This window comes from Ochrobactrum soli, assembly GCF_003664555.1.
GTDB lineage: Bacteria > Pseudomonadota > Alphaproteobacteria > Rhizobiales > Rhizobiaceae > Brucella > Brucella teleogrylli.
The window spans coordinates 325,027-343,352 of the sequence record NZ_RCHH01000004.1 but is presented as its reverse complement, the minus strand read 5'-3'; the positions used below and the strand labels follow the sequence as shown (position 1 = coordinate 343,352).

Genomic DNA, 18,326 nt, shown 5'->3' with positions numbered 1-18,326 from the left:
GCGATCGAACTGATCCAGCTTCATGGCATGTTGTGCATGTCATGCCCCTGTTCCTGATGGGTGTCCGGAGTGGTCTGAACGTCTGTCGCCGCAGATTGAGCTTGGTCACGGCTATATCGATTGTCGTGTTCAAGCTTGAGCTTGTTTTCCCGACTGTCGATGCCACCACCACCCGTCCGATCAATGTGCATCATGTCGCTCATGCACATCTGGCCGGGACGAACACACATATTCAATATGGCTTGAAAAAGCCCGTTTTCGACTGCGCCAAAATACCGAACGGGCTCCCGGACACTGGGCTTTTCGAGCTTCAAATAGGTATCGCGGTTTAGCGCGGTTCCGTTCTGCTTGACCTGACTGATCCAAGTGTCGAAGCCGGAATCATCGAGACCGTGAAACTGGAAGCGCATATGTGAAAAGCCTTCACCGCTGTAGTTCGATGAGAAACCTTCATATTCACCAGCCTTATTGATCACCGCGTGCAGTCGTGTCTGCATTCCGGGCATAGCGTAAATCATGCCCGCAAGTGCTGGAATATAAAAGGAATTCATTACAGACGAGGCGGTGATCTTGAAATCAATCGGCCTGTCGACGGGGGCCGCCATCTCGTTGACTGTGGCCACACCGTACTCCGGATAGAAGAACAGCCACTTCCAGTCGAGCGCCACAACCTCCACCGTCAGCGGCTTTGTTCCCGCCTCGACCGGTCGTGTGCTGTCTATTCTGTCCAGCGGCCTGAAGGGGTCAAGCTTATGCGTGTTGACCCATGTAATCGCACCCAATGCAATGATAATGAGCAAGGGCGCGGTCCAGATAACCACTTCCAGCGCGGTGGAATGATGCCATTCAGGATCGTATTTAGATGCACTATTGGATTGCCTGTATCGCCACGCAAAGAAAAGCGTGAGGAAAATAACCGGCACAATAATGATCAGCATCAGGATCGTCGATATGACGATAAGGTCCCGCTGCTGGGCTGCAATGTCTCCTGACGGGGACATGACGACCATATTACACCCGGCCAGCCCCAAAAAAAGTGAGGCCAGTATCGTATTTCGTATGAAACTAAAGAATGCGTCCATGTTAAACCCGACCTACATTCTGTTCCTTTAATCATGATAAGGCACAATCGCATTTCGGGAAGACCCATTTTTCAGTTTATGAAATTTTCACGGCAAAGGAGCTTTTAAGCAACTATATCTGCTTTTTTTTTGCCCTGTTCCTTGATATCGTGCCACCGTGCGACATCATAAAGCACATGATACGTTTCCCTCGGAGAGTTTCATGAGTTCGTCCGCCACGCCGACATCGACTGGTCTTGAACAAGACGCGCGACGCATCCACAGCGACGGAAAACCCTTGTCTCCGGGAAACGTCGCCATCGGTGTCGTCATCGGTCGCACATCCGAATTCTTCGATTTTTTCGTTTATGGGCTCGGTTCCATTCTGGTTTTCCCCAAGCTGATTTTCCCGTTCGCGCCTGATGCGGTATCGGCGACATTGATGTCATTTGCCGTCTTCTCGCTCGCATTCATTGCGCGTCCCGTCGGTTCTTTCATCTTCATGTGGATTGACCGCCATTACGGACGAGGAACAAAACTCACGCTCGCCCTCGTTATTTTGGGTGGCTCAACCGCTTCTATCGCGTTCTTGCCCGGCTATGAGACGATCGGTTATTGGGCCGTGTTCCTGCTTGCCCTGTTCCGGTTGGGGCAAGGCTTTGCGCTTGGCGGCGCTTGGGATGGTCTGGCTTCGCTGCTCAGCCTGAGTGCGCCCCAGAATAAACGGGGCTGGTACGCAATGATACCGCAATTGGGAGCGCCCATCGGCTTCGCGCTCGCCAGCATTCTCTTCGCCTATTTCGTACATAATCTCAGCGAAGCAGACTTTCTCGCTTGGGGTTGGCGCTATCCATTCTTCGTTGCCTTCGCGATCAATGTAGTCGCGCTCTTTGCGCGCCTTCGCATCGTTGCGAGCAGTGAATTCGGCGCGGCGATGGAAGCGCAAGAATTGCAGCCGCGACCGGTGTTTGAAATGCTGAGCAAGCATAGCATCGACGTCCTGCTCGGCGCATTCGTGCCGCTGGCAAGCTTTGCCATGTTCCATCTTGTGACGATTTTTCCACTCAGTTGGGTTGTCCTTTCAGGAACGCAGCCGGCAGAACGTTTCCTCTGGGTGCAGGTAGCTGGCGCTGCAATCGGCGTCATCGGCATCATCTTGTCGGGCTTTGTCGCCGATCGCATCGGACGACGCAGCGAATTGATGGTCGGCGCCATCATCATCGCGATATTCAGCTTCTCCGCGCCCTTCCTTCTCGATGCGGGCAGCGCGGGACAAGATGCTTATATCCTGATTGGTTTCGGCGTATTGGGGCTGACATTCGGCCAGTCTTCTGGTGCGGTCTCCTCCCGTTTCACGCAGTATTATCGCTATACCGGTGCGGCACTGACATCGGATCTTGCTTGGCTCGTCGGAGCAGCTTTTGCCCCGCTCGTCGCTCTTGGCCTTGCAAGCAGCCTTGGGATAATTTTCATCGGCGGGTATCTGATATCCGGTGCAATCTGCACGCTGGCTGCCTTGCGCCTGTCGCGGGTATTGGATCACAACTGACGGATATTTCGGCAAGCCAAATCAAGATTGTCTTGCCGAAGATTACTATCGTTTATGCCAACGGCTTATAGGCGATGACGTCCATTTCCACCTTGGCGTCGACCATCAATGGCGATTGCACCGTGGAACGCGCTGGCGGATGGTCGATAAAGTGCTTTTGGAACACAGCATTGAAGCTGGAGAAATCGCGCGCATCATCCAGCCAGACATTCACTCTGACGACATCAGCCAAAGTACAGTCCGCGAGAGCCAGCACGTCCTTGATGTTGGTGATCACCTGCTCGGTCTGGGCAACGATATTGCCCACCACCACCTCACCGTTGAGCGTTGGCACCTGTCCGGAGACATAAACGAAATCGCCGGCCCGAACCGCTTTTGCAAAAGGGCGGCGCTGACCGCCTGCCTGATTGTCAGCCGTCTCGTAACGGATCAGTTTTTCGTTGTTCATATGTCATGCTCCTTATTCAACGATTGAGGTCGCTATCATTCACGCAGCAGATAAGCGTCCGCCCCATTCCGTGAAATCCTGCACCAAATGCCCAGGAGAAACCTCAATATAGTTGCGTTTCGGCGGAACATAATCGAGCGGTCGCAATGGGCTTTTAATTTCTTCGCCAAGTTCCGGGCGCACCAGTCCTCGTGAAGCCGGGTCGGGAATCGGGACGGCCTCTATAAGACGGCGCGTATATGGGTGCTGGGGGTTGCCAAAGATCGCTTCGCGCGGACCAATCTCGACAATTTCGCCGAGATACATCACTGCCACGCGGTGGCTGATCCGTTCCACGACAGCCATGTCATGGCTGATGAAGAGATAGGCAAGATCATGCTGCTCCTGCAAATCAAGCAGGAGATTCGCCACTTGAGCCTTGACCGAAACATCGAGCGCCGACACCGCCTCATCCGCGACGATCAGCTTTGGCTTCAACGCCAAAGCGCGCGCGATGGAAATTCTTTGTCTTTGCCCCCCTGAAAATTCATGCGGAAAGCGGTCTGCAATCGAAGCCGAAAGCCCGACCTGCTCCAGCAGTTCTGCAACCCGCGCCCTCGCTTCGCCTTTGCCCATCATCTTGTGGGCCAGAATGGGTTCGGCAATCGCCGCGCCAATGCGGATGCGCGGGTTGAGCGAGGCAAAAGGGTCCTGGAAAATCATCTGCGCATTGCGCCGCATTTCGCGCAACTGCGACGCGCCAAGCCTGGTCACGTCCTGTCCATCAATGACGATATTTCCAGATGTCGGCTGCAGCAGACGCATGATCGTGCGACCGGTTGTCGATTTCCCGCAACCGGATTCTCCTACCAGTGCCAGTGTCTCTCCGGGGCGAAGGTCGAAAGAAACATCTTCAACGGCGTGAATGCGACCGTTTGGAAGTTCAAACCGAACCACAATATTGGAGGCTTCGAGAAGCGGCGCTCGATCCGCAGGCAGGGGCTTTGTCTGCGCGCCCTCGGCAGCTTGTCCGGTTTTCGGATCGACTGTCGGGAACCGTTTTGGAGCCGTTGCGTCTCCCATGGTTCCCAACCGGGGAATGGAAGCAAGCAGAGATTTTGTGTAAATTTCTCTCGGCGCAGCAAAGAGTTCTTCCGTACGGCCAGTCTCGACCATATCGCCACGGAACATGACCACTGTGCGATCTGCGACCTCTGCAACCACGCCCATATCATGCGTGATGAAGAGAACGGCCATGTTCTCTTCCTGCTGCAATTCACGAATGAGATGGAGGATTTCGGCCTGAATAGTCACGTCCAGCGCTGTCGTCGGTTCGTCGGCGATCAGAAGCTTTGGGCGGCAGGCAAGCGCCATCGCAATCATCACCCGCTGGCGCATGCCACCGGAAAATTTATGCGGATATTCTTTCAAGCGGGATCGGGCTGCTGGAATGCGAACGCGCTCCATGAGGCGAACGGCTTCCTCTTCGGCCTGCTTCCAGCTCAGTTTTTGATGAAGCACCAAAGCCTCGGCCAATTGATTGCCAATCGTGAAGACGGGATTGAGCGATGTCATCGGTTCCTGAAAGATCATGCCGATGGAGCCGCCGCGCACCGAACGCATTTCCGCTTCCGATACTTGCAGAAGATTGCGCCCATCGAGCAGAATTCGGCCTTCTGACTTTGATTTTGCAGGCGGCAGCAATCGCATCGTGGAAAGCGCGGTGACACTTTTTCCTGATCCGCTTTCGCCGACAATGGCAACCGTCTCGCCAGCATTCACATGGAAATTGATATCGCGGATGACGGGCCGCCAACCCTCTGCGGTCTTGAACGATGTCGTGAGGTTCTCCACCAACAAAACCGGGCGGGTATCACTGCTGGACTCTTGATACATGGTCAGCTTTCCTTCGCGAGACGCGGATCAACCAGATCGCGCAGGCCATCGCCGACAAGTTGCAGCGAGAGGACGGAGAAGACGATGGCAAGGCCGGGAAACAGCATGAGCCAAGGCGCGTTGTTCATATATTCCCGTCCCGATGCCAACATGGTTCCCCAGGTCGGCATATCCGCCGAAACGCCAACGCCTAAGAACGACAGGCTTGCCTCTGCCAGCATTGCAGATGCGAAGACGAATGTTGCCTGTACCAGAATGGGCGAGGCCAGATTAAGCAGCACGTGACGCAACAATATTTGCCAGGTGGGAAGTCCCAGCGAAATTGCCGCCTCGATATAGGGCATCTCGCGGATCACCAATGTCGAGCCGCGGACGATACGCGCAAGGCGTGGCGCATAGGTGATCCCAAGGGCAATGATGACGGTCATGAGCGAAGGGCCAAGTGCTGCAACAAGCGCAATCGCAAGCAGAATATCCGGGAAGGACATCATCGCGTCGAGCAGTCTGGAGATAGGCGTATCCAGCTTGCGGAAATATCCGGCCGTTACGCCGAGTATGACGCCCAGAACGGTCGAGATTACAACCACGCCAAGACTGACGAGCAGCGAAACGCGTCCCGCAAAGATCGCGCGCGAGAAAATATCGCGTCCGAATTCATCAGTGCCGAAAATATGCTTCCAGGAAGGGCCCTGAAGCTTGTTCACGATAGAAAGTTTGTTCGGAGCATAAGGCGCAACCCAAGGTGCGAGAATAGCTGCCAGCACCACGGCGAGCAGGATCAGCGCACCGAGCAAGATCGCCCGATTGCCGAACAGACGTCGAAAGCCCGACGCAAAGGGCATGGAGAAAGAAGCGAGCGTCACAGGCGTACCCTCGGATCTACGAGAATATAGAGCATATCGACCACAAAATTGATCAGTACATAGATAGCGGCCACGACCAACAGCGTTCCTTGGATCACCGGATAGTCGCGGCGGAGCACCGCCGACACCACCAGATTTCCAATGCCCGGCAGACCGAATACCGTCTCCGTTACGACGGCACCCGCGACCAGCATCGCGATGGAAAGTCCAATGACGGTGATAATGGGCACAAGCGCATTCTTGAAGGCATGCTTCAGGATCACGCGGCCTTCGGTGGCGCCCTTTGCGCGTGCCGTCCGCACATAGTCATCCCCCAGCACATCAAGCATGGCTGCCCGGGTAAAGCGGGTGATGAGTGCGGAATTGACCACGCCAAGCGCCACGGCAGGCAAGATCAGATGGTGCAATCGTTCCAGAAAGCTAGTGTCGGGGCCACCATAACCGGATGCCGGGAACCAGCCATATTGAACCGCGAAAATCTGGATAAGGAGCAAGCCCAACCAGAAACTTGGCACGCTTGCAGCTACCATGGTCAGCACGACCACAGTCTGATCGAAGAAGGTTCCTCGTTTCACGGCTGAGAAAACCCCGACCGGCAAGGCGATCAGCACCGCGATCAATATGGAGAACAGCGTGAGAAAGAATGTCGGCTCCGCACGCGAAGCAAGGGCTTTCGTCACCGGCTGGTTGAGAAAGATGGACTGACCAAGATCGCCTTGGAAAATGCCCAGCACGAACTGGCCGTATTGCACCAGAAGGGGCGCATCCAGCCCCATCCGTGCTCTCAAATCTGCAATGTCCTGCGGGGTCGCGTCAGACCCCAGCATGACGGCAGCGGGATCGCCCGGCGTAACCCGGACAATGACGAATACAACTGTCACGACAAGGGCAAGCACAACGGCCATGCCTATCAAGCGGTGCAACAGTGCCCGGGCGATCCTCGACATGGTCTGCCTCACTTCTTCGGGGCTACATTCCAGAAATGCGGCCAGTAGGTTGGCGTGTAACCGGCAACCCCGTCCGCAACACCGGAAACCGCATTGAAATTGCCGACCTTATAGAGCGGTGCGTCATCATAGATGACGGTCTGGATGCCTTCCCACGCCTTCTGCTTGGCTTCATCGGTCGTCGCATCCATATAGGTCGCGACGGCTTTGGCTTTCTGGTCCGACACATACCAGCCCGGATATGTATCGGTGATGGTGTTAATCGTCGTCGGATCTCCCGGGAAATTCGAATGGGTGATGAAGATATCCCATTCCTTCGGATCGGCGCGACGCGTCGTCAGCGTAGCCCAGTCGACAACCTGCATATCAACCTTGAAGCCTGCCGCTTCAAGATAGGCTTTCGCCACCTCACCGATCTTGTAATGGAACTCATATTGGCGGCTGGTCAAGAGCCGGATCGGCGTCCCGTCATATCCGGCATCCTTCAGGAGCTTGGCAGCTGTTTCAGGGTCGCCTTCGCCATAGCGGGCCACGCCGGCTTCAGTGTGCCAGAACGATCCTTCGGGGAATATGGAGCCATCGACGCTGTAAAAACGGTCATCGGAAAAAGCTGCGAGCATCATGTCGGATGCATTGAGTGCAGCCTGAACTGCTTGACGCAGTTCCTTTTTGACGAGCGCGCCTTCCTTCATGTTGATATTCATGGAGGCCCAGCCCGAATTCTTGAAGATGACTGGTTTGGCCTTACCGCTTGCTTCAACACGCTCATAGGCGCTGACGGGAAGCGAGTCTGCGAAATCAAACTGACCCGAAATCAGGCCCTCAACGCGGGTGTTGGCATCGGGAACGGGCACAAAGCGCAGTTCCTTGGCAATGGCCTCGCGCTTACCCGCATAATTGCTCGGCTCGCCTTTGGGAGACTTATAATCGTCAAAGCGCACGAGCTGCGTATACTGATCGGGCTTGCGCTCCTTGAGCGCATAGGGGCCGGTGCCGACGAACTGCGTCAGCGTGTCGGCGATGGTCTCGGATGGAATGATGATCGATGCCTGCGATAACGTCGCCAGCAATGGCGCATAGCGCGACTTGAGTTTGATGATGACCGCATGGTCGCCATCTTCGCTCAGGCTTTCTACGATGCCAGCAACCTGCTTGCCCTTGGAATTGATTTCCATCCATCGCTTCAAGGATGCGACGACGTCCTTGGAGTCAAAATCGCTGCCATCGTGGAACTTCACCCCTTCTCTCAGCGAAATCTTGTAAGTCAAACCATCTTCGGAGATTTCCGGCATGCCAGCAGCGAGCAACGGAACCGACTTCCACTGTTCATCATAGGTATAAAGCGTCTCAAAAATATGCTGGTCAATCGTCAGGACAATATCGGTTGGGGTCTGCATCGCATCCAGTGTTGGCGGCTCGCCGATGGTTGCGATGGTCAGAACGCCATCCGACGATTGCGCGAAAGCCATCACGCTTGAACATAGAAGTGCTGCAGTAGCCCCCAGCAGAAAACGTTTTTTCATGGTTACTCCCCTTTTATGTAATCGAACCGACTGAGTGTTCGCTGTGGTTAGTCCAGCCCGAGCGGGTCGGCGACCCGTGGCCAGAGTTCCAGACTTGCTTTCCGATATGGTGTGACCGCTGGATTGGTCGGGTACGAAGTTGGAGCCGCTATATAGACAATCTCCGAGGCGACAGGCTGGAAACCGGCCTGAAAGTGGTTGGTCGATTTGACGACAAGGAAATCCTTTCGCGCAAAATCGATCCCCAGATTGGAGAAGATGTCCGGCTCATAGGTCTGTGAGCGGCTGGTAATCAGAATGATATCGATCTGTGTTCCGACAGGACGGATTACCGCGACACGTCCCAGATTGACCCGGCTGTTGCGAAAGCTTTGCCAGCCTGCGTCCACGACCTTCTCGATGGTCACACGCAGATCGAGCGGCTCGCCGCCTTGCCATGACGACTTTCCACCGACACGGATTTCGAGCTCAGCCCCCTCGCCTGCCGCATGACAGAAAGCCACCGCGACAGGATCCCAGATGGTGGCTACCGCGAAATTGTCGAGCTTGCGCTCCAACATGCGGCGCAGAATATAGGTGGCGTCGCCAGCCACGCCCCCGCCCGGATTGTCCCAGATATCGGAGACAACAACGGGACGCGATGGGTCACTGGCGCGACGTTCCAGAACGCGATCCAGTCCGGCTTCCGTATCAAGCATCTCCATGGCCGTAAGCTTTCGCATACGGTACAGTTCATGGCCCAGTTGACGCGCAAGCTCGTCGCCTTTGGCTTTGTCATTATCGGTGACCACGATAATCCGTGTCCCCATGTCGGGCGTGTCGCCAGCCATGAAACCATGGATTACGGAAATGGAAAGGATGCCATTCTTGCCCTGCAGGGCCACAAGGCGATCCACATAAGACCGCATTGGCTCGCGATTGGTGGGATAAATGGTGATCATGCGGCAATCGAAGGTCGAAATGACAGGCTTGATTTCCCCACGCAGAGTCCGGAGAGCCAGATCAACGACATGTTCTCCGCGCTCTTCGAAATCCGTATGCGGGAACTCCAGAAACGTTGCCATGACGTCGAGATTGGCCACACGTTTTGCAGTCAGGTGACTGTGGGGATCAAATTCCGCCGCGATCAGAACATCAGGGCCGACAATTGCGCGTACTTTTTCCAGAAAGTCCCCTTCCGGATCATCATAGCCCTGCGCCACCATCGCGCCATGCAGTCCGAGAACAACCGCATTCAAGGGGAGCGCGGCCTTCAGTTCAGCCAGTATGGTATCGCGCAATGTCTCATAGGTCTGGCGTTGAATGAGACCCGCTGGCTCGGCCCAGCACGAGGTGCCTTCGACAACGGTAAAGCCCTCCGCTTTGCCGCGACGGCGCAAAATCGGCACAACGGATGAACACAAGGTCGGTGTTTCCGGGTGTTCGCCGGGCTTGGCATAAAAGGCTGCCTTAAACGCATCCATATCCGTTGGAACGGGTGAAAATGTATTTGTTTCCGTAGCCATCGAGGCCGTGAATATGCGCATGATATGGTTCCAGGTGTACGGCTTGATCAAAAGTCGTGTCGGCATCTGTTCGCGCGGAAAACTCGACGCCCGTGCGCGCGCTCGTTTCAGGTTTGTCGCTCACGTCCTGTACGCAAAACAGTTCACGCAGACTGGCGACAATGCCGACGCAACGATTGAAATCGGGATATGATGGTGGTCTCCGCCTCGTGTTCGCCCTTTGATTATTATTGTAATTTATTTTCTTGATAATGCGTCGAATATTGTCCGTGTCAACAGAATATCGCGCACTGAACTGCGCCGTCGGCGTTAAGGTGAAACTTTATGAAATTGATTTTCATGAAGCGGCGACGGACCCACCGCGATGATGAGCGGAAAATGCATGCTCATTCAATGCCTTTAAGGCGGCTCTCAATGCTTCATGTGATATGAATTTACTTATCAGATGAAAAAGGAGCCGAAAAATTCGGCTCCTTTTTCATGTTTTCCGCGCACTTTTTTCAGCGTTAGGCCGTCATTTCACGCCACCATTGGCGCACAGTTCACCAAACGGTCCCACGTGCGGCAACATCTTCAACACGAGTCACCACACCGTCACGATGAAAAACAATGCGATCGAACAGGTTGCTGACGACGCACGTGTGATTGGGGATGACCCGAACAACAGCCCCCACCGGCGCGAAATCTTGTTTACAATCCATCAGATCGACCACTCCGTGCTCTTCCGAAAGGGAAACAATCCGCGCGCCCTCAAAGCCTTCGATAACACCATGGTCAACAAAACCAAGCAGGTCCGATGTCAGAGCTTTGGAACCGCAATCCAGCACGGCCCTGCCCGGCGCGGGTCTGGAAACTACAGTTGCAAGAATATGCATGGCAAGATTCTCATTGGTGCAGTGCCCTGCCCTAACCATGCTGCGGTCGTTATAGACATAGGTGCCAGCGCGGTGTTCTGTCGCTGACGGTACGAGATGCGCGGAATAGAGGTCCGGCGAGCCGCCATTCGACCGGATCGGGCAATCTATTCCTTTCGCGGCCAGCTTTTCGATCGTCTCGACGATGAAATTTTCGACTTGCGCCGCGCCTCCCGCCGCCGGGTAAGTCAGGATGCCTGCAAAACGAAGACCGGGCTTGGCGGAGATCACTTCAGCCAATGCCACAACGGCATCCGGCGTCTGGACACCGCATCGCTTGCCGCCTGTGTCGCATTCCACTAGCACCGCCAGTGGTCGCTCGGCATCAAAGGTTTCAGCAAGTCCCTTGATCGTGACTTCACTATCGACAGTCACTTTTAAAGCGCCGATTTTCGCATTGAGCACTTTCAACCGCGCGAGCTTTGCAGCTCCGAGAATATTGTAGGTTATCAAAATGTCATCGAAACCGGCCTCGGCAAAAACCTCCGCCTCGGTGATCTTCTGGCAATTGATGCCTTTGGCGCCCGCTTCAAGCTGTAGCCTTGCGATGGAAGGTATCTTGTGCGTCTTGATATGCGGACGAAAAGCCTTCCCGTGCTGGTCGAAATAAGCCTGCGCGCGGGCAATATTCGAGGCCATACGGTCTTCATCGATGATGGGCATTGGGGTCGGGATATTTTCAACAGGCGTGCCTGCTTCTGGCCAAGGGAACGTCATGGATTGCCTCTTCGGGTACGGTGCGCGATTGTTTTAGGCGGTGTATATTATTTTCTTGATTAACCTCGTGTGAGAGATAACCATTGATCAGAACGTGGAAAATTTCCATAGTCATGTAATTATTTTTCATCAGTATAGATATGGAAAGCGCTTTCAAAGTGCGTTTCCTTCTCGACCGGAGTTCCAATGGACGTCATTCACGCATTGTCGGACAAGGAAGGCAAACTTTCCGGTCTCGAAAAAAAGCTCGCAGCCGTGGTGCTGGAAAATGTCGATTTTGTCGTGAATTCCTCGATTGGTGAACTGGCGGAGAAGGCAGGCGTTTCTCCGCCAACCGTAACACGGTTTTGCCGACGGATAGGCTGTCAGGGCTATTCCGACTTCAAGGTGCAACTGGCAAAGATAACCTATGTCGGATTGCGCTATCTGATGCCGGAAACCGAGACCAGCTCGGTGGAAGAAGTCGCCGAAGACATTATAACCAAGGCGCAAAATGCGCTCTTCCAGTTACACCGGCAACTCGATCTCGCCGCAATAGAACGTGCCGCCCACCTGATCCGTGGGGCCGAGTTTATTCAGGCCTTCGGCGCGACGGGCAACTCGGCCATGATTGCCAATGAACTCCACAACCGGTTGTTCCGCCTCGGTTGTCGCATCAATGCATCGACGGACCACAGCATGAACCACATGCTGTCAGCTGCTGCGCAGCCGGGAACGGTTGTCATCGGTTCATCCATTACAGGGCGAGATCGCGAGCTGGTGAATTGCATGAATTTGCTGCGCGCCCGGGCCATTCCCACCATTGCGATAACGCAGAGCAATTCGCCTGTCGCACAGGCTTCCGATGTATTGATTGCAATTGATCTGGACGAAGGCAAAAATATCTTCCGTCCCACATCCACCCGCTACGCCTATCTGGCCACAATCGACATTCTGGCAAACATGGTTGCCTATGCAGACCGTAACCGCTCCGCGCATGTTCTCCGACAGATCAAGGAAGAGCTTGTCCGCTCCAGGGATGGCGACGACAAACAGGTGCTCGGAGATTAAGCGTTTGTCTCTCAGGCCGCAGTGGTTGCGGCCTGAGAGTTTTAAAATGCGCAGGCGTTAGCGCTGCGCCACCGGCCTGACCAGCGGTGTCACTCGGCGAATGGTAACACGGCGGTTTTCCTGCTCTGGCCCGTCGGTCTTGATCTTCAGAAAGCGCTCACCATAGCCCTGCGTGACGAGATTTTCGGCAGGAATATCATAGACTTCCGTTAGCAGGCTTGCGACTGACTCTGCGCGCTTGTCGGAAAGAACGAGGTTCGATCGATCAGAGCCGACAGCATCCGTGTGGCCTTCGATGAAGAAGGTTTCACCCGGGTCCTTGGAAAGAACCTTCTGCATGGCATCAGCCACTTTGCGCAGCGTCTTGGCCTGTGAAAGCGAGACTTCCGCGCTCCCGGTGGCAAAGTGGATGGTGTCCAGATCAATGCGGCGCACCTTATCGCGCAGACGTGCCGAATGACGCACCTCGTCAATCGTATACACGCGTTCAACCCGCTCTACCGGAGGCATGGCCAGGAAGTCATAGAAGTCGCGATCGCGGTCGTCTGTGACGTCAATGATATAATCGCTGACAGGAATTGTGAGACGCATCGGCGGTAGCTCGTAGCCGACATCGGCAATAGCTGCACGGGGTGTATCTTCATAGTCGGGTGCGTAGACCATGAGATATTCGTTGCCGTCGCGATCAATACGGGAACGTTGCACAACATCACCATAGCGATCATAGACAGTAACCACGCGATAGCCGCCGGGACGCACAATCGTTTCGCGCGTGCGGCCGCGCGGAAGCTCATCATAATAGGCTTCTTCAGCGTTGCGGCGCAGACGTGGGCGGTCATCGCCGCGCACAAAAATTCGATCTCCCACATTCATAACAACGCGGTTGTCGATTTCTTCAAGCACTTTCACATTGCTGACGTTGTTCGTCACATTGTTGACTGTCGTGTTATTGACGACCGTGTTGTTAACAACGGTGTTGTTCACAATGTTTGTGGTTTCCGGGACAACGAAAGCGGGTGCCTCATCGACGCGCTTTCCCTTTTCCTTCAGATTGGCTTCAATCTTCTTGGGAAGATCGGCTTTGATTTCTGCAGGAATAGCAACCTGAGCAGATGCGTCGTCTGCGGGGGGCGGCGCTGAGGCTTCGGCTTCGCGCTGTTGTCCACGCTGCTTGCGACGTTCCTCGCGAGCCTGATTGCCACCGTTATTATCGGCATCCTTGTCGCTGTCGAGAATCGCAGCACCGTTCTCGACCGGAAGAACCACCGTTTCGTCCGTCTTCGACGGATCTTTCGCGATGGCTTCCTTTTCTGCCGCGGAACGCTCGTCCACGATTGCAGGAACAGGCTCTGGCTTCTTCTCAGCCTCCTCTGGTTGTTCCGCTGGTTGCTGTTCTACCGGCGACGGGTCGCGCTTCTTCTTTCCATGCTGTTCTTTGACAGCTGGCTGTTCCGCAGGTTGAACGGGAGTGACTTCACCAGTCTGCGGTTCGGTCGGTTGCACCGGAACAGGTGCAGATTCCGGCTGTGGCGATGGCTTTTGCGCCTGTGCATCGTCGGCAGGAGCGGGCCTCTTCTTTGGCCGTTCCGCAGGCTCCTTCGTGGTCTCTTCCGATGCACCGTTTGCATCCGGCGTCTTCGCTGTTGGCTTTTTATGGGCAGGAACCTGTTGTTCTGGTTCAGCTTCGCCTTTCGGCGCGCTCTCTTCCGATGCAGGCTTCTTCTCTTGGGCTTGGCGCTGCGTCTCTTGCTCTGCCGCCTTCTTTTGCTCGACAGCCTGCTTTTCAGCCTCGTCGGCAGCAGCCTTCTCCTGCTTCTGTTTCTCAGCCTGGCGTTCCGCTGCTTCCTGCTCAACTTTACGCTGCGCCTGTTCTGCCGCCCTCTGCTGTGCGGCAGCTTCTTGTTCGGCCTTTTTCTGTTCAGCCGCCTGACGCTGCATTTCCGCTTCAGCCGCCTTGCGTTCTTCAGCCTGCCTGGCAGCCTCCGCCTTTTCCGCTTGCTGCTTTTCTATTTCCTGGCGCTGCACTTCCTCACGTTCAGCATGCTTCTGCTCCTCAGCCTGACGATGCCCCTGACCTTCCTCAGAAGGACGCTCGCCTTCTGCCTGTGGCTGTTCAACGGGCTGTTCCTGCGGCGCTTGCTCCTCGCTGTTTTCCTGAGCCACTTGATAGGACTGCGACAGCCTATCCGCGAAAGATGGCTGCGCCAGAACACAGACCGATATCACTGGGATCGCAACAGTAGTGCGAAGCTTGGAACGAATAGACATATATCCTTCTCCTTCTCGAAGGCAGAACTGATAAGCAAAGGGCCTGCTTCCGATTCCGCACATGCTGGAATGCAAATAGAGGCAAATTGCGGCAACTTCACAGAAGCGTTACCGCTGTGATCATGAACCGAGGCTGAATGCCATTTTGGGAGCATTAAGTTTGGCAACCGATGCACATCGAATCGATTTTCGAGGCGCGGCGATGGCCACATTGTGGTTTCGTCATGGTCATCAAAGTGTAAGAATCTGCTCCGCGTGGGAGCAATTACCGACCCAGCAACTGATGTTCCGTTGCGCCATTAATCAAATGTCTTTTTTGTTTTAGCTGCATGGCCGTTCGCTGCCATGCCCGCAGAAAAATTCTGCGCAATATCCGCAAGGGTCACACCCTGCAATCGGCTCAAAAGCAGTTGCTCTGCTTCCTTGAAGACACTTTCAAGCTTTTTATTAACCGCTTGTTCTATAACGCAACCGGGCATGTCATAGGCGGGGCCGACAGCGAAAATAGAAGGTTCCCCGACCGCGCGGTAAATGTCCAAAAGTGTCAGCTGGTCGAGTGGCCGCGCCAGTGTCCAGCCGCCTCCGTGCCCCTTCTCTGAATGCACATAGCCCTCTTTACGTAACCCTGCCATCGTGCGTCGGATCACCACCGAATTGGTATCCAGCATCGCTGCAATTTCTTCAGACGTCATCGCGCCATCATGATGATCCATGTGGATCAAAACATGCAACATGCGAGAGAGCCGACTATCCTGCCTCATATGCGTTCACTCTTTATATCTGCCTGATAGGACTGCCCTGTTTATCGAACATTTCGTGTCAGAAAGCAATTTGACACACTATAAGTTACATGACTATTGACTCGAGCATTTCATGTAACTTAAGTTGTGTCATGTCGATTTTAACCCGCTTGATGTCCTGTCGAGGAGGTTCGTGCAGACTGCTCTGGCGCGTCATCGTCAACAGCTATCAAATGACCGGATAAACAATCATGCAAAATTACGAGACCATCATCATTGGCGGTGGCCCTGCGGGGCTTTCCGCAGCCTTGATCGCAGGACGCGCTCTGCGCAAAGTGCTCGTCATCGATGGCGGAGAGCCCCGAAATCGAAAAGCGCCCGCCATGCACAGTTACCTGTCACGGGATGGAATTCTGCCACAAGAATTTCGGAAGGTGTCGCGTGAAGAGCTATCGCGTTATGACACAGTGACCTATCGCGACGGTCTTGCCCAGGCGATCTGGCCAACAGATGGGGGCTACTCAGTAGAATTGGTCGATGGAGACATTGTTTCTGCGTCCAAAATTCTCCTGGCCCTTGGCCTGTCGGATCAGCTCCCGGCGATTGAAGGCTTAGCGGAGAACTGGGGACGAGGTGTTCATCATTGTCCATTCTGCGATGGTTTCGAACATCGCGGCGAGCATTGGGGTGTACTTGCCGAGAACGCCGCCATGCTGGATCATGCACCGTTTTTCAAAAACTGGGCGGGGCGTCTGACTATATTGACCAACGGCGCTGATCTTCCAGCCGACAAATTGACCGATTTATCGCGCGCCGGAATCAACCTGGTAACGACGCCAATCAAACAGGTTCTTAGCGGTGATGGTCACACCATCGGCGGCGCAATGCTCAAGGACGGTCGCCGGGAAGGCATCCAGTCACTGTGGATAAGGCCGCTTCAAAGTCAGACCCGCATCGTGGCAGATCTGGCGCTGACTATGCGCGAGGATGGCGGCCTGTGGCGCAACGAAATGAACGAGACTTCAATGAAGGGTATCTATGCCGCGGGTGATTGCGCGGCAGGGCCAATGCAGCAAGCCATCCTTGCCGCAGCCGATGGCGCCCGCACGATGTTTTCGATCATTCATAGCCTTGTGACCGCGCATTAAAGACGCGCTTCACGAAGGCAGCTTGAAACGGCTGCCTTCGGGTCAGATAATGCTTGAACTTAATCCAGCACGTAGCAGGCTTTTCCTTTGCCCGGTGCCGGATCTCCGAACGAATAATTGTCGCAATCGACTCCGTCACGGAAAGTCCGTTCGATAAAGCGACCTTTCGCGCCATAGCGAACCCGTTTGCGCCCGTAGAAGTCGCAATATCCGCCTTCCTTCGCGCAAGGCCGCCAATCGCGATCCCGATCATAACGGTCGGGACGATCCGGACGACCGGGGCGGTCGTAACGGTCACGGACAACGAAAGAGCAGCTCTTCTTCTTGCCCGGTGCTGGATCGTTAAAGACGCGGTTCGAGCACGGCACTTCCGGACGATCGATAAAGCGAGAGGTGTTGCGTCCGCCTGTCCCATAGACCACTTCAGCCGGGTAAGGCAGCCGGCAAATACCGCCTTCGCTTGCACAACGCTGCAATTCTGCCGCCGACGCGGATGTTGCGAGCAGCGGCGAAACCATTGTCATCACACCGCCCAGACATAGCGATGCAACCATCTTTTTAACTACAGATACCATACTGGGGTCCCTCCATATGCGCCGGACTATGCTTTAAATCCAACAGTTTGAATAGAGGATGAATGAGGTCGTACGCTTTGCGCCTAAGATAATTGCGTCGCCATATGGCGCAGACCTTTTACGGCACCTAAAACAGAAAAAGCCCCGCAAAACGGGGCTTTCCTAAAAAGACTAGAGCGGAGTTCGCTTAGCCCTTCGGGCTCAAATTCATGGAGAACCACTTTTCCGACATCTTGGCGAGCGTGCCATCTGCCCGCATTTCGCCCAGTGCATTGTCGAGCTTGGCTTTCAGTTCTGGCTCTTCCTTGCGCAGGCCGATGCAGACATTGGTTGCCTGAATGCCACCAACCAGAAGCGGCCCGGTGATCTTCAGCCTGCCATTGCTCTTCTCAGCACGGTCACGCGCGAAAACCACATTATCGTACTGACCGTCAACACGACCGGATTCGAGATCCAATTTAACCTGTTCCGATCCCTTATAGGTGCGGACCTGAACGCCATCACCGAAGTTCTGTTCGACAAACTGCAACTGGCTGGTCGAAAGCGACGCACCAATTGTCTTGCCTTTCAACGCTTCTTTGAGATCAGCAATCGCCTTTTTTCCTTCATCTGTATCTGTGGAAAGGCTTTCACCCGTATGCGGCAGATTGGCCAAAGGTCCATCAGCTGGCACCAAGAACGTATTCGGCGTAATCACATAAGGATCGGAGAAATCGATGACCTTGCGACGCTCTGGGTTTGGGCCCATCGTCAGTACTACGTCGAATTTTCCGGCTAGCAGCGACGGAATCTGGCTGTCCCAATCCTGCGCAACAATATTGCATTCAAGCTTGGCGCGCTTGCAAACTTCCTTGATGACATCGAGGTCAAGGCCCTGAAGCTCTCCGCCCGGGCTTGTAAGGTTGAAAGGCGGAAAGGCGCCCTCGACACCAACGGTCACAGCTTTCCAGTCTTTCGCCAAAACGCTGCCACTGTAAAGCATCGATAAAGTGCAAAGGCCAATGGCCGCAATTTTCTTCAGCATAGTTCCCTCGTGCGTATTTGTGTTTTTTATCTGCAATGCGGGCGGCGATTACGCGCTTTTCTCTGCCCGGTTGCTAAGAGTTTGAACCCGCTAACCAGCGATGAAAAGCGGAATTTGGT

General features: G+C 54.7%; 15 protein-coding genes. 3 read left to right on the top strand and 12 right to left on the bottom strand.

Annotated features, from left to right (window positions below; genetic code table 11):
* Positions 1 to 20 precede the first annotated feature (20 nt).
* On the bottom strand, positions 21 to 1,082 hold the full coding sequence (gene cyoA / locus D8666_RS11090) for a ubiquinol oxidase subunit II (RefSeq protein ID WP_109366002.1): 1,062 nt from the start codon (positions 1,080 to 1,082) through the stop codon (positions 21 to 23).
* A gap of 202 nt (positions 1,083 to 1,284) precedes the next feature.
* On the opposite strand from cyoA, the gene D8666_RS11085 reads away from it, so the two are divergent.
* A complete protein-coding gene (locus tag D8666_RS11085; RefSeq protein WP_109366003.1) occupies positions 1,285 to 2,610 on the top strand; it encodes an MFS transporter in 1,326 nt (441 codons plus the stop codon).
* A 52-nt stretch (positions 2,611 to 2,662) separates the two neighbouring features.
* Here the strand turns inward: D8666_RS11085 and D8666_RS11080 are convergent, their stop codons facing one another.
* The 7 genes from D8666_RS11080 to D8666_RS11050 form a co-directional block, all read right to left on the bottom strand.
* Positions 2,663 to 3,058, bottom strand: a complete 396-nt coding sequence (locus tag D8666_RS11080; protein ID WP_109366004.1) for a RidA family protein — start codon at positions 3,056 to 3,058, stop codon at positions 2,663 to 2,665.
* 39 nt (positions 3,059 to 3,097) lie between these two features.
* Positions 3,098 to 4,933, bottom strand: a complete 1,836-nt coding sequence (locus D8666_RS11075) for an ABC transporter ATP-binding protein (RefSeq protein WP_121537863.1) — start codon at positions 4,931 to 4,933, stop codon at positions 3,098 to 3,100.
* Between the two features lie 2 nt (positions 4,934 to 4,935).
* The gene (locus tag D8666_RS11070) at positions 4,936 to 5,796 is read right to left on the bottom strand and encodes an ABC transporter permease (RefSeq protein WP_371830808.1); all 861 of its coding nucleotides are present in this window, start codon (positions 5,794 to 5,796) and stop codon (positions 4,936 to 4,938) included.
* Positions 5,793 to 6,743, bottom strand: a complete 951-nt coding sequence (locus tag D8666_RS11065; RefSeq protein ID WP_371830807.1) for an ABC transporter permease — start codon at positions 6,741 to 6,743, stop codon at positions 5,793 to 5,795. The genes D8666_RS11070 and D8666_RS11065 overlap by 4 nt, the downstream gene beginning before the upstream one ends.
* Positions 6,744 to 6,751: 8 nt before the next feature.
* A complete protein-coding gene (locus D8666_RS11060; RefSeq protein ID WP_121537861.1) occupies positions 6,752 to 8,266 on the bottom strand; it encodes an ABC transporter substrate-binding protein in 1,515 nt (504 codons plus the stop codon).
* A 47-nt stretch (positions 8,267 to 8,313) separates the two neighbouring features.
* Complete coding sequence (locus tag D8666_RS11055; protein WP_121537859.1) at positions 8,314 to 9,792, bottom strand: M81 family metallopeptidase; 1,479 nt, start codon at positions 9,790 to 9,792, stop codon at positions 8,314 to 8,316.
* 521 nt (positions 9,793 to 10,313) lie between these two features.
* Positions 10,314 to 11,402, bottom strand: coding sequence for a D-TA family PLP-dependent enzyme (locus D8666_RS11050; protein WP_121537858.1), 1,089 nt, complete (start codon positions 11,400 to 11,402; stop codon positions 10,314 to 10,316).
* 186 nt (positions 11,403 to 11,588) lie between these two features.
* Here D8666_RS11050 and D8666_RS11045 point away from each other — a divergent pair, with 186 nt between their 5' ends.
* Positions 11,589 to 12,452 carry a MurR/RpiR family transcriptional regulator gene (locus D8666_RS11045; RefSeq protein WP_109366010.1) on the top strand — a complete coding sequence of 288 codons (864 nt, stop codon included), beginning with the start codon at positions 11,589 to 11,591 and terminating at the stop codon, positions 12,450 to 12,452.
* 57 nt (positions 12,453 to 12,509) lie between these two features.
* On the opposite strand, the gene D8666_RS11040 is transcribed toward D8666_RS11045, so the two are convergent.
* Together D8666_RS11040 and D8666_RS11035 are read right to left on the bottom strand one after the other, a co-directional pair.
* A complete protein-coding gene (locus tag D8666_RS11040) occupies positions 12,510 to 14,720 on the bottom strand; it encodes an OmpA family protein (RefSeq protein WP_121537856.1) in 2,211 nt (736 codons plus the stop codon).
* 299 nt (positions 14,721 to 15,019) lie between these two features.
* Positions 15,020 to 15,481: an RrF2 family transcriptional regulator gene (locus D8666_RS11035; RefSeq protein ID WP_109366012.1), complete on the bottom strand. Its 462-nt coding sequence runs from the start codon at positions 15,479 to 15,481 to the stop codon at positions 15,020 to 15,022.
* Positions 15,482 to 15,711: 230 nt separating this feature from the next.
* Here D8666_RS11035 and D8666_RS11030 point away from each other — a divergent pair, with 230 nt between their 5' ends.
* Entirely contained in the window at positions 15,712 to 16,608 is an 897-nt protein-coding gene (locus D8666_RS11030; protein WP_109366013.1) for an NAD(P)/FAD-dependent oxidoreductase, read from the top strand.
* A gap of 59 nt (positions 16,609 to 16,667) precedes the next feature.
* On the opposite strand, the gene D8666_RS11025 is transcribed toward D8666_RS11030, so the two are convergent.
* Together D8666_RS11025 and D8666_RS11020 are read right to left on the bottom strand one after the other, a co-directional pair.
* Positions 16,668 to 17,183: a hypothetical protein gene (locus D8666_RS11025; RefSeq protein ID WP_121537854.1), complete on the bottom strand. Its 516-nt coding sequence runs from the start codon at positions 17,181 to 17,183 to the stop codon at positions 16,668 to 16,670.
* 187 nt (positions 17,184 to 17,370) lie between these two features.
* On the bottom strand, positions 17,371 to 18,207 hold the full coding sequence (locus tag D8666_RS11020; RefSeq protein WP_109366015.1) for a transporter substrate-binding domain-containing protein: 837 nt from the start codon (positions 18,205 to 18,207) through the stop codon (positions 17,371 to 17,373).
* Positions 18,208 to 18,326 lie beyond the last annotated feature (119 nt).

Coding starts and splice junctions, on each gene's coding strand:
- D8666_RS11085 (WP_109366003.1), top strand. CDS start 1,285: ATGAGTTCGTCCGCCACGCCGACATCGACTGGTCTTGAACAAGACGCG.
- D8666_RS11050 (WP_121537858.1), bottom strand. CDS start 11,402: ATGACGTTCCCTTGGCCAGAAGCAGGCACGCCTGTTGAAAATATCCCG.
- D8666_RS11025 (WP_121537854.1), bottom strand. CDS start 17,183: ATGGTATCTGTAGTTAAAAAGATGGTTGCATCGCTATGTCTGGGCGGT.
- D8666_RS11030 (WP_109366013.1), top strand. CDS start 15,712: ATGCAAAATTACGAGACCATCATCATTGGCGGTGGCCCTGCGGGGCTT.
- D8666_RS11060 (WP_121537861.1), bottom strand. CDS start 8,266: ATGAAAAAACGTTTTCTGCTGGGGGCTACTGCAGCACTTCTATGTTCA.
- D8666_RS11065 (WP_371830807.1), bottom strand. CDS start 6,743: ATGTCGAGGATCGCCCGGGCACTGTTGCACCGCTTGATAGGCATGGCC.
- D8666_RS11075 (WP_121537863.1), bottom strand. CDS start 4,933: ATGTATCAAGAGTCCAGCAGTGATACCCGCCCGGTTTTGTTGGTGGAG.
- D8666_RS11020 (WP_109366015.1), bottom strand. CDS start 18,207: ATGCTGAAGAAAATTGCGGCCATTGGCCTTTGCACTTTATCGATGCTT.
- D8666_RS11055 (WP_121537859.1), bottom strand. CDS start 9,792: ATGCGCATATTCACGGCCTCGATGGCTACGGAAACAAATACATTTTCA.
- cyoA (WP_109366002.1), bottom strand. CDS start 1,082: ATGGACGCATTCTTTAGTTTCATACGAAATACGATACTGGCCTCACTT.
- D8666_RS11035 (WP_109366012.1), bottom strand. CDS start 15,481: ATGAGGCAGGATAGTCGGCTCTCTCGCATGTTGCATGTTTTGATCCAC.
- D8666_RS11080 (WP_109366004.1), bottom strand. CDS start 3,058: ATGAACAACGAAAAACTGATCCGTTACGAGACGGCTGACAATCAGGCA.
- D8666_RS11045 (WP_109366010.1), top strand. CDS start 11,589: ATGGACGTCATTCACGCATTGTCGGACAAGGAAGGCAAACTTTCCGGT.
- D8666_RS11040 (WP_121537856.1), bottom strand. CDS start 14,720: ATGTCTATTCGTTCCAAGCTTCGCACTACTGTTGCGATCCCAGTGATA.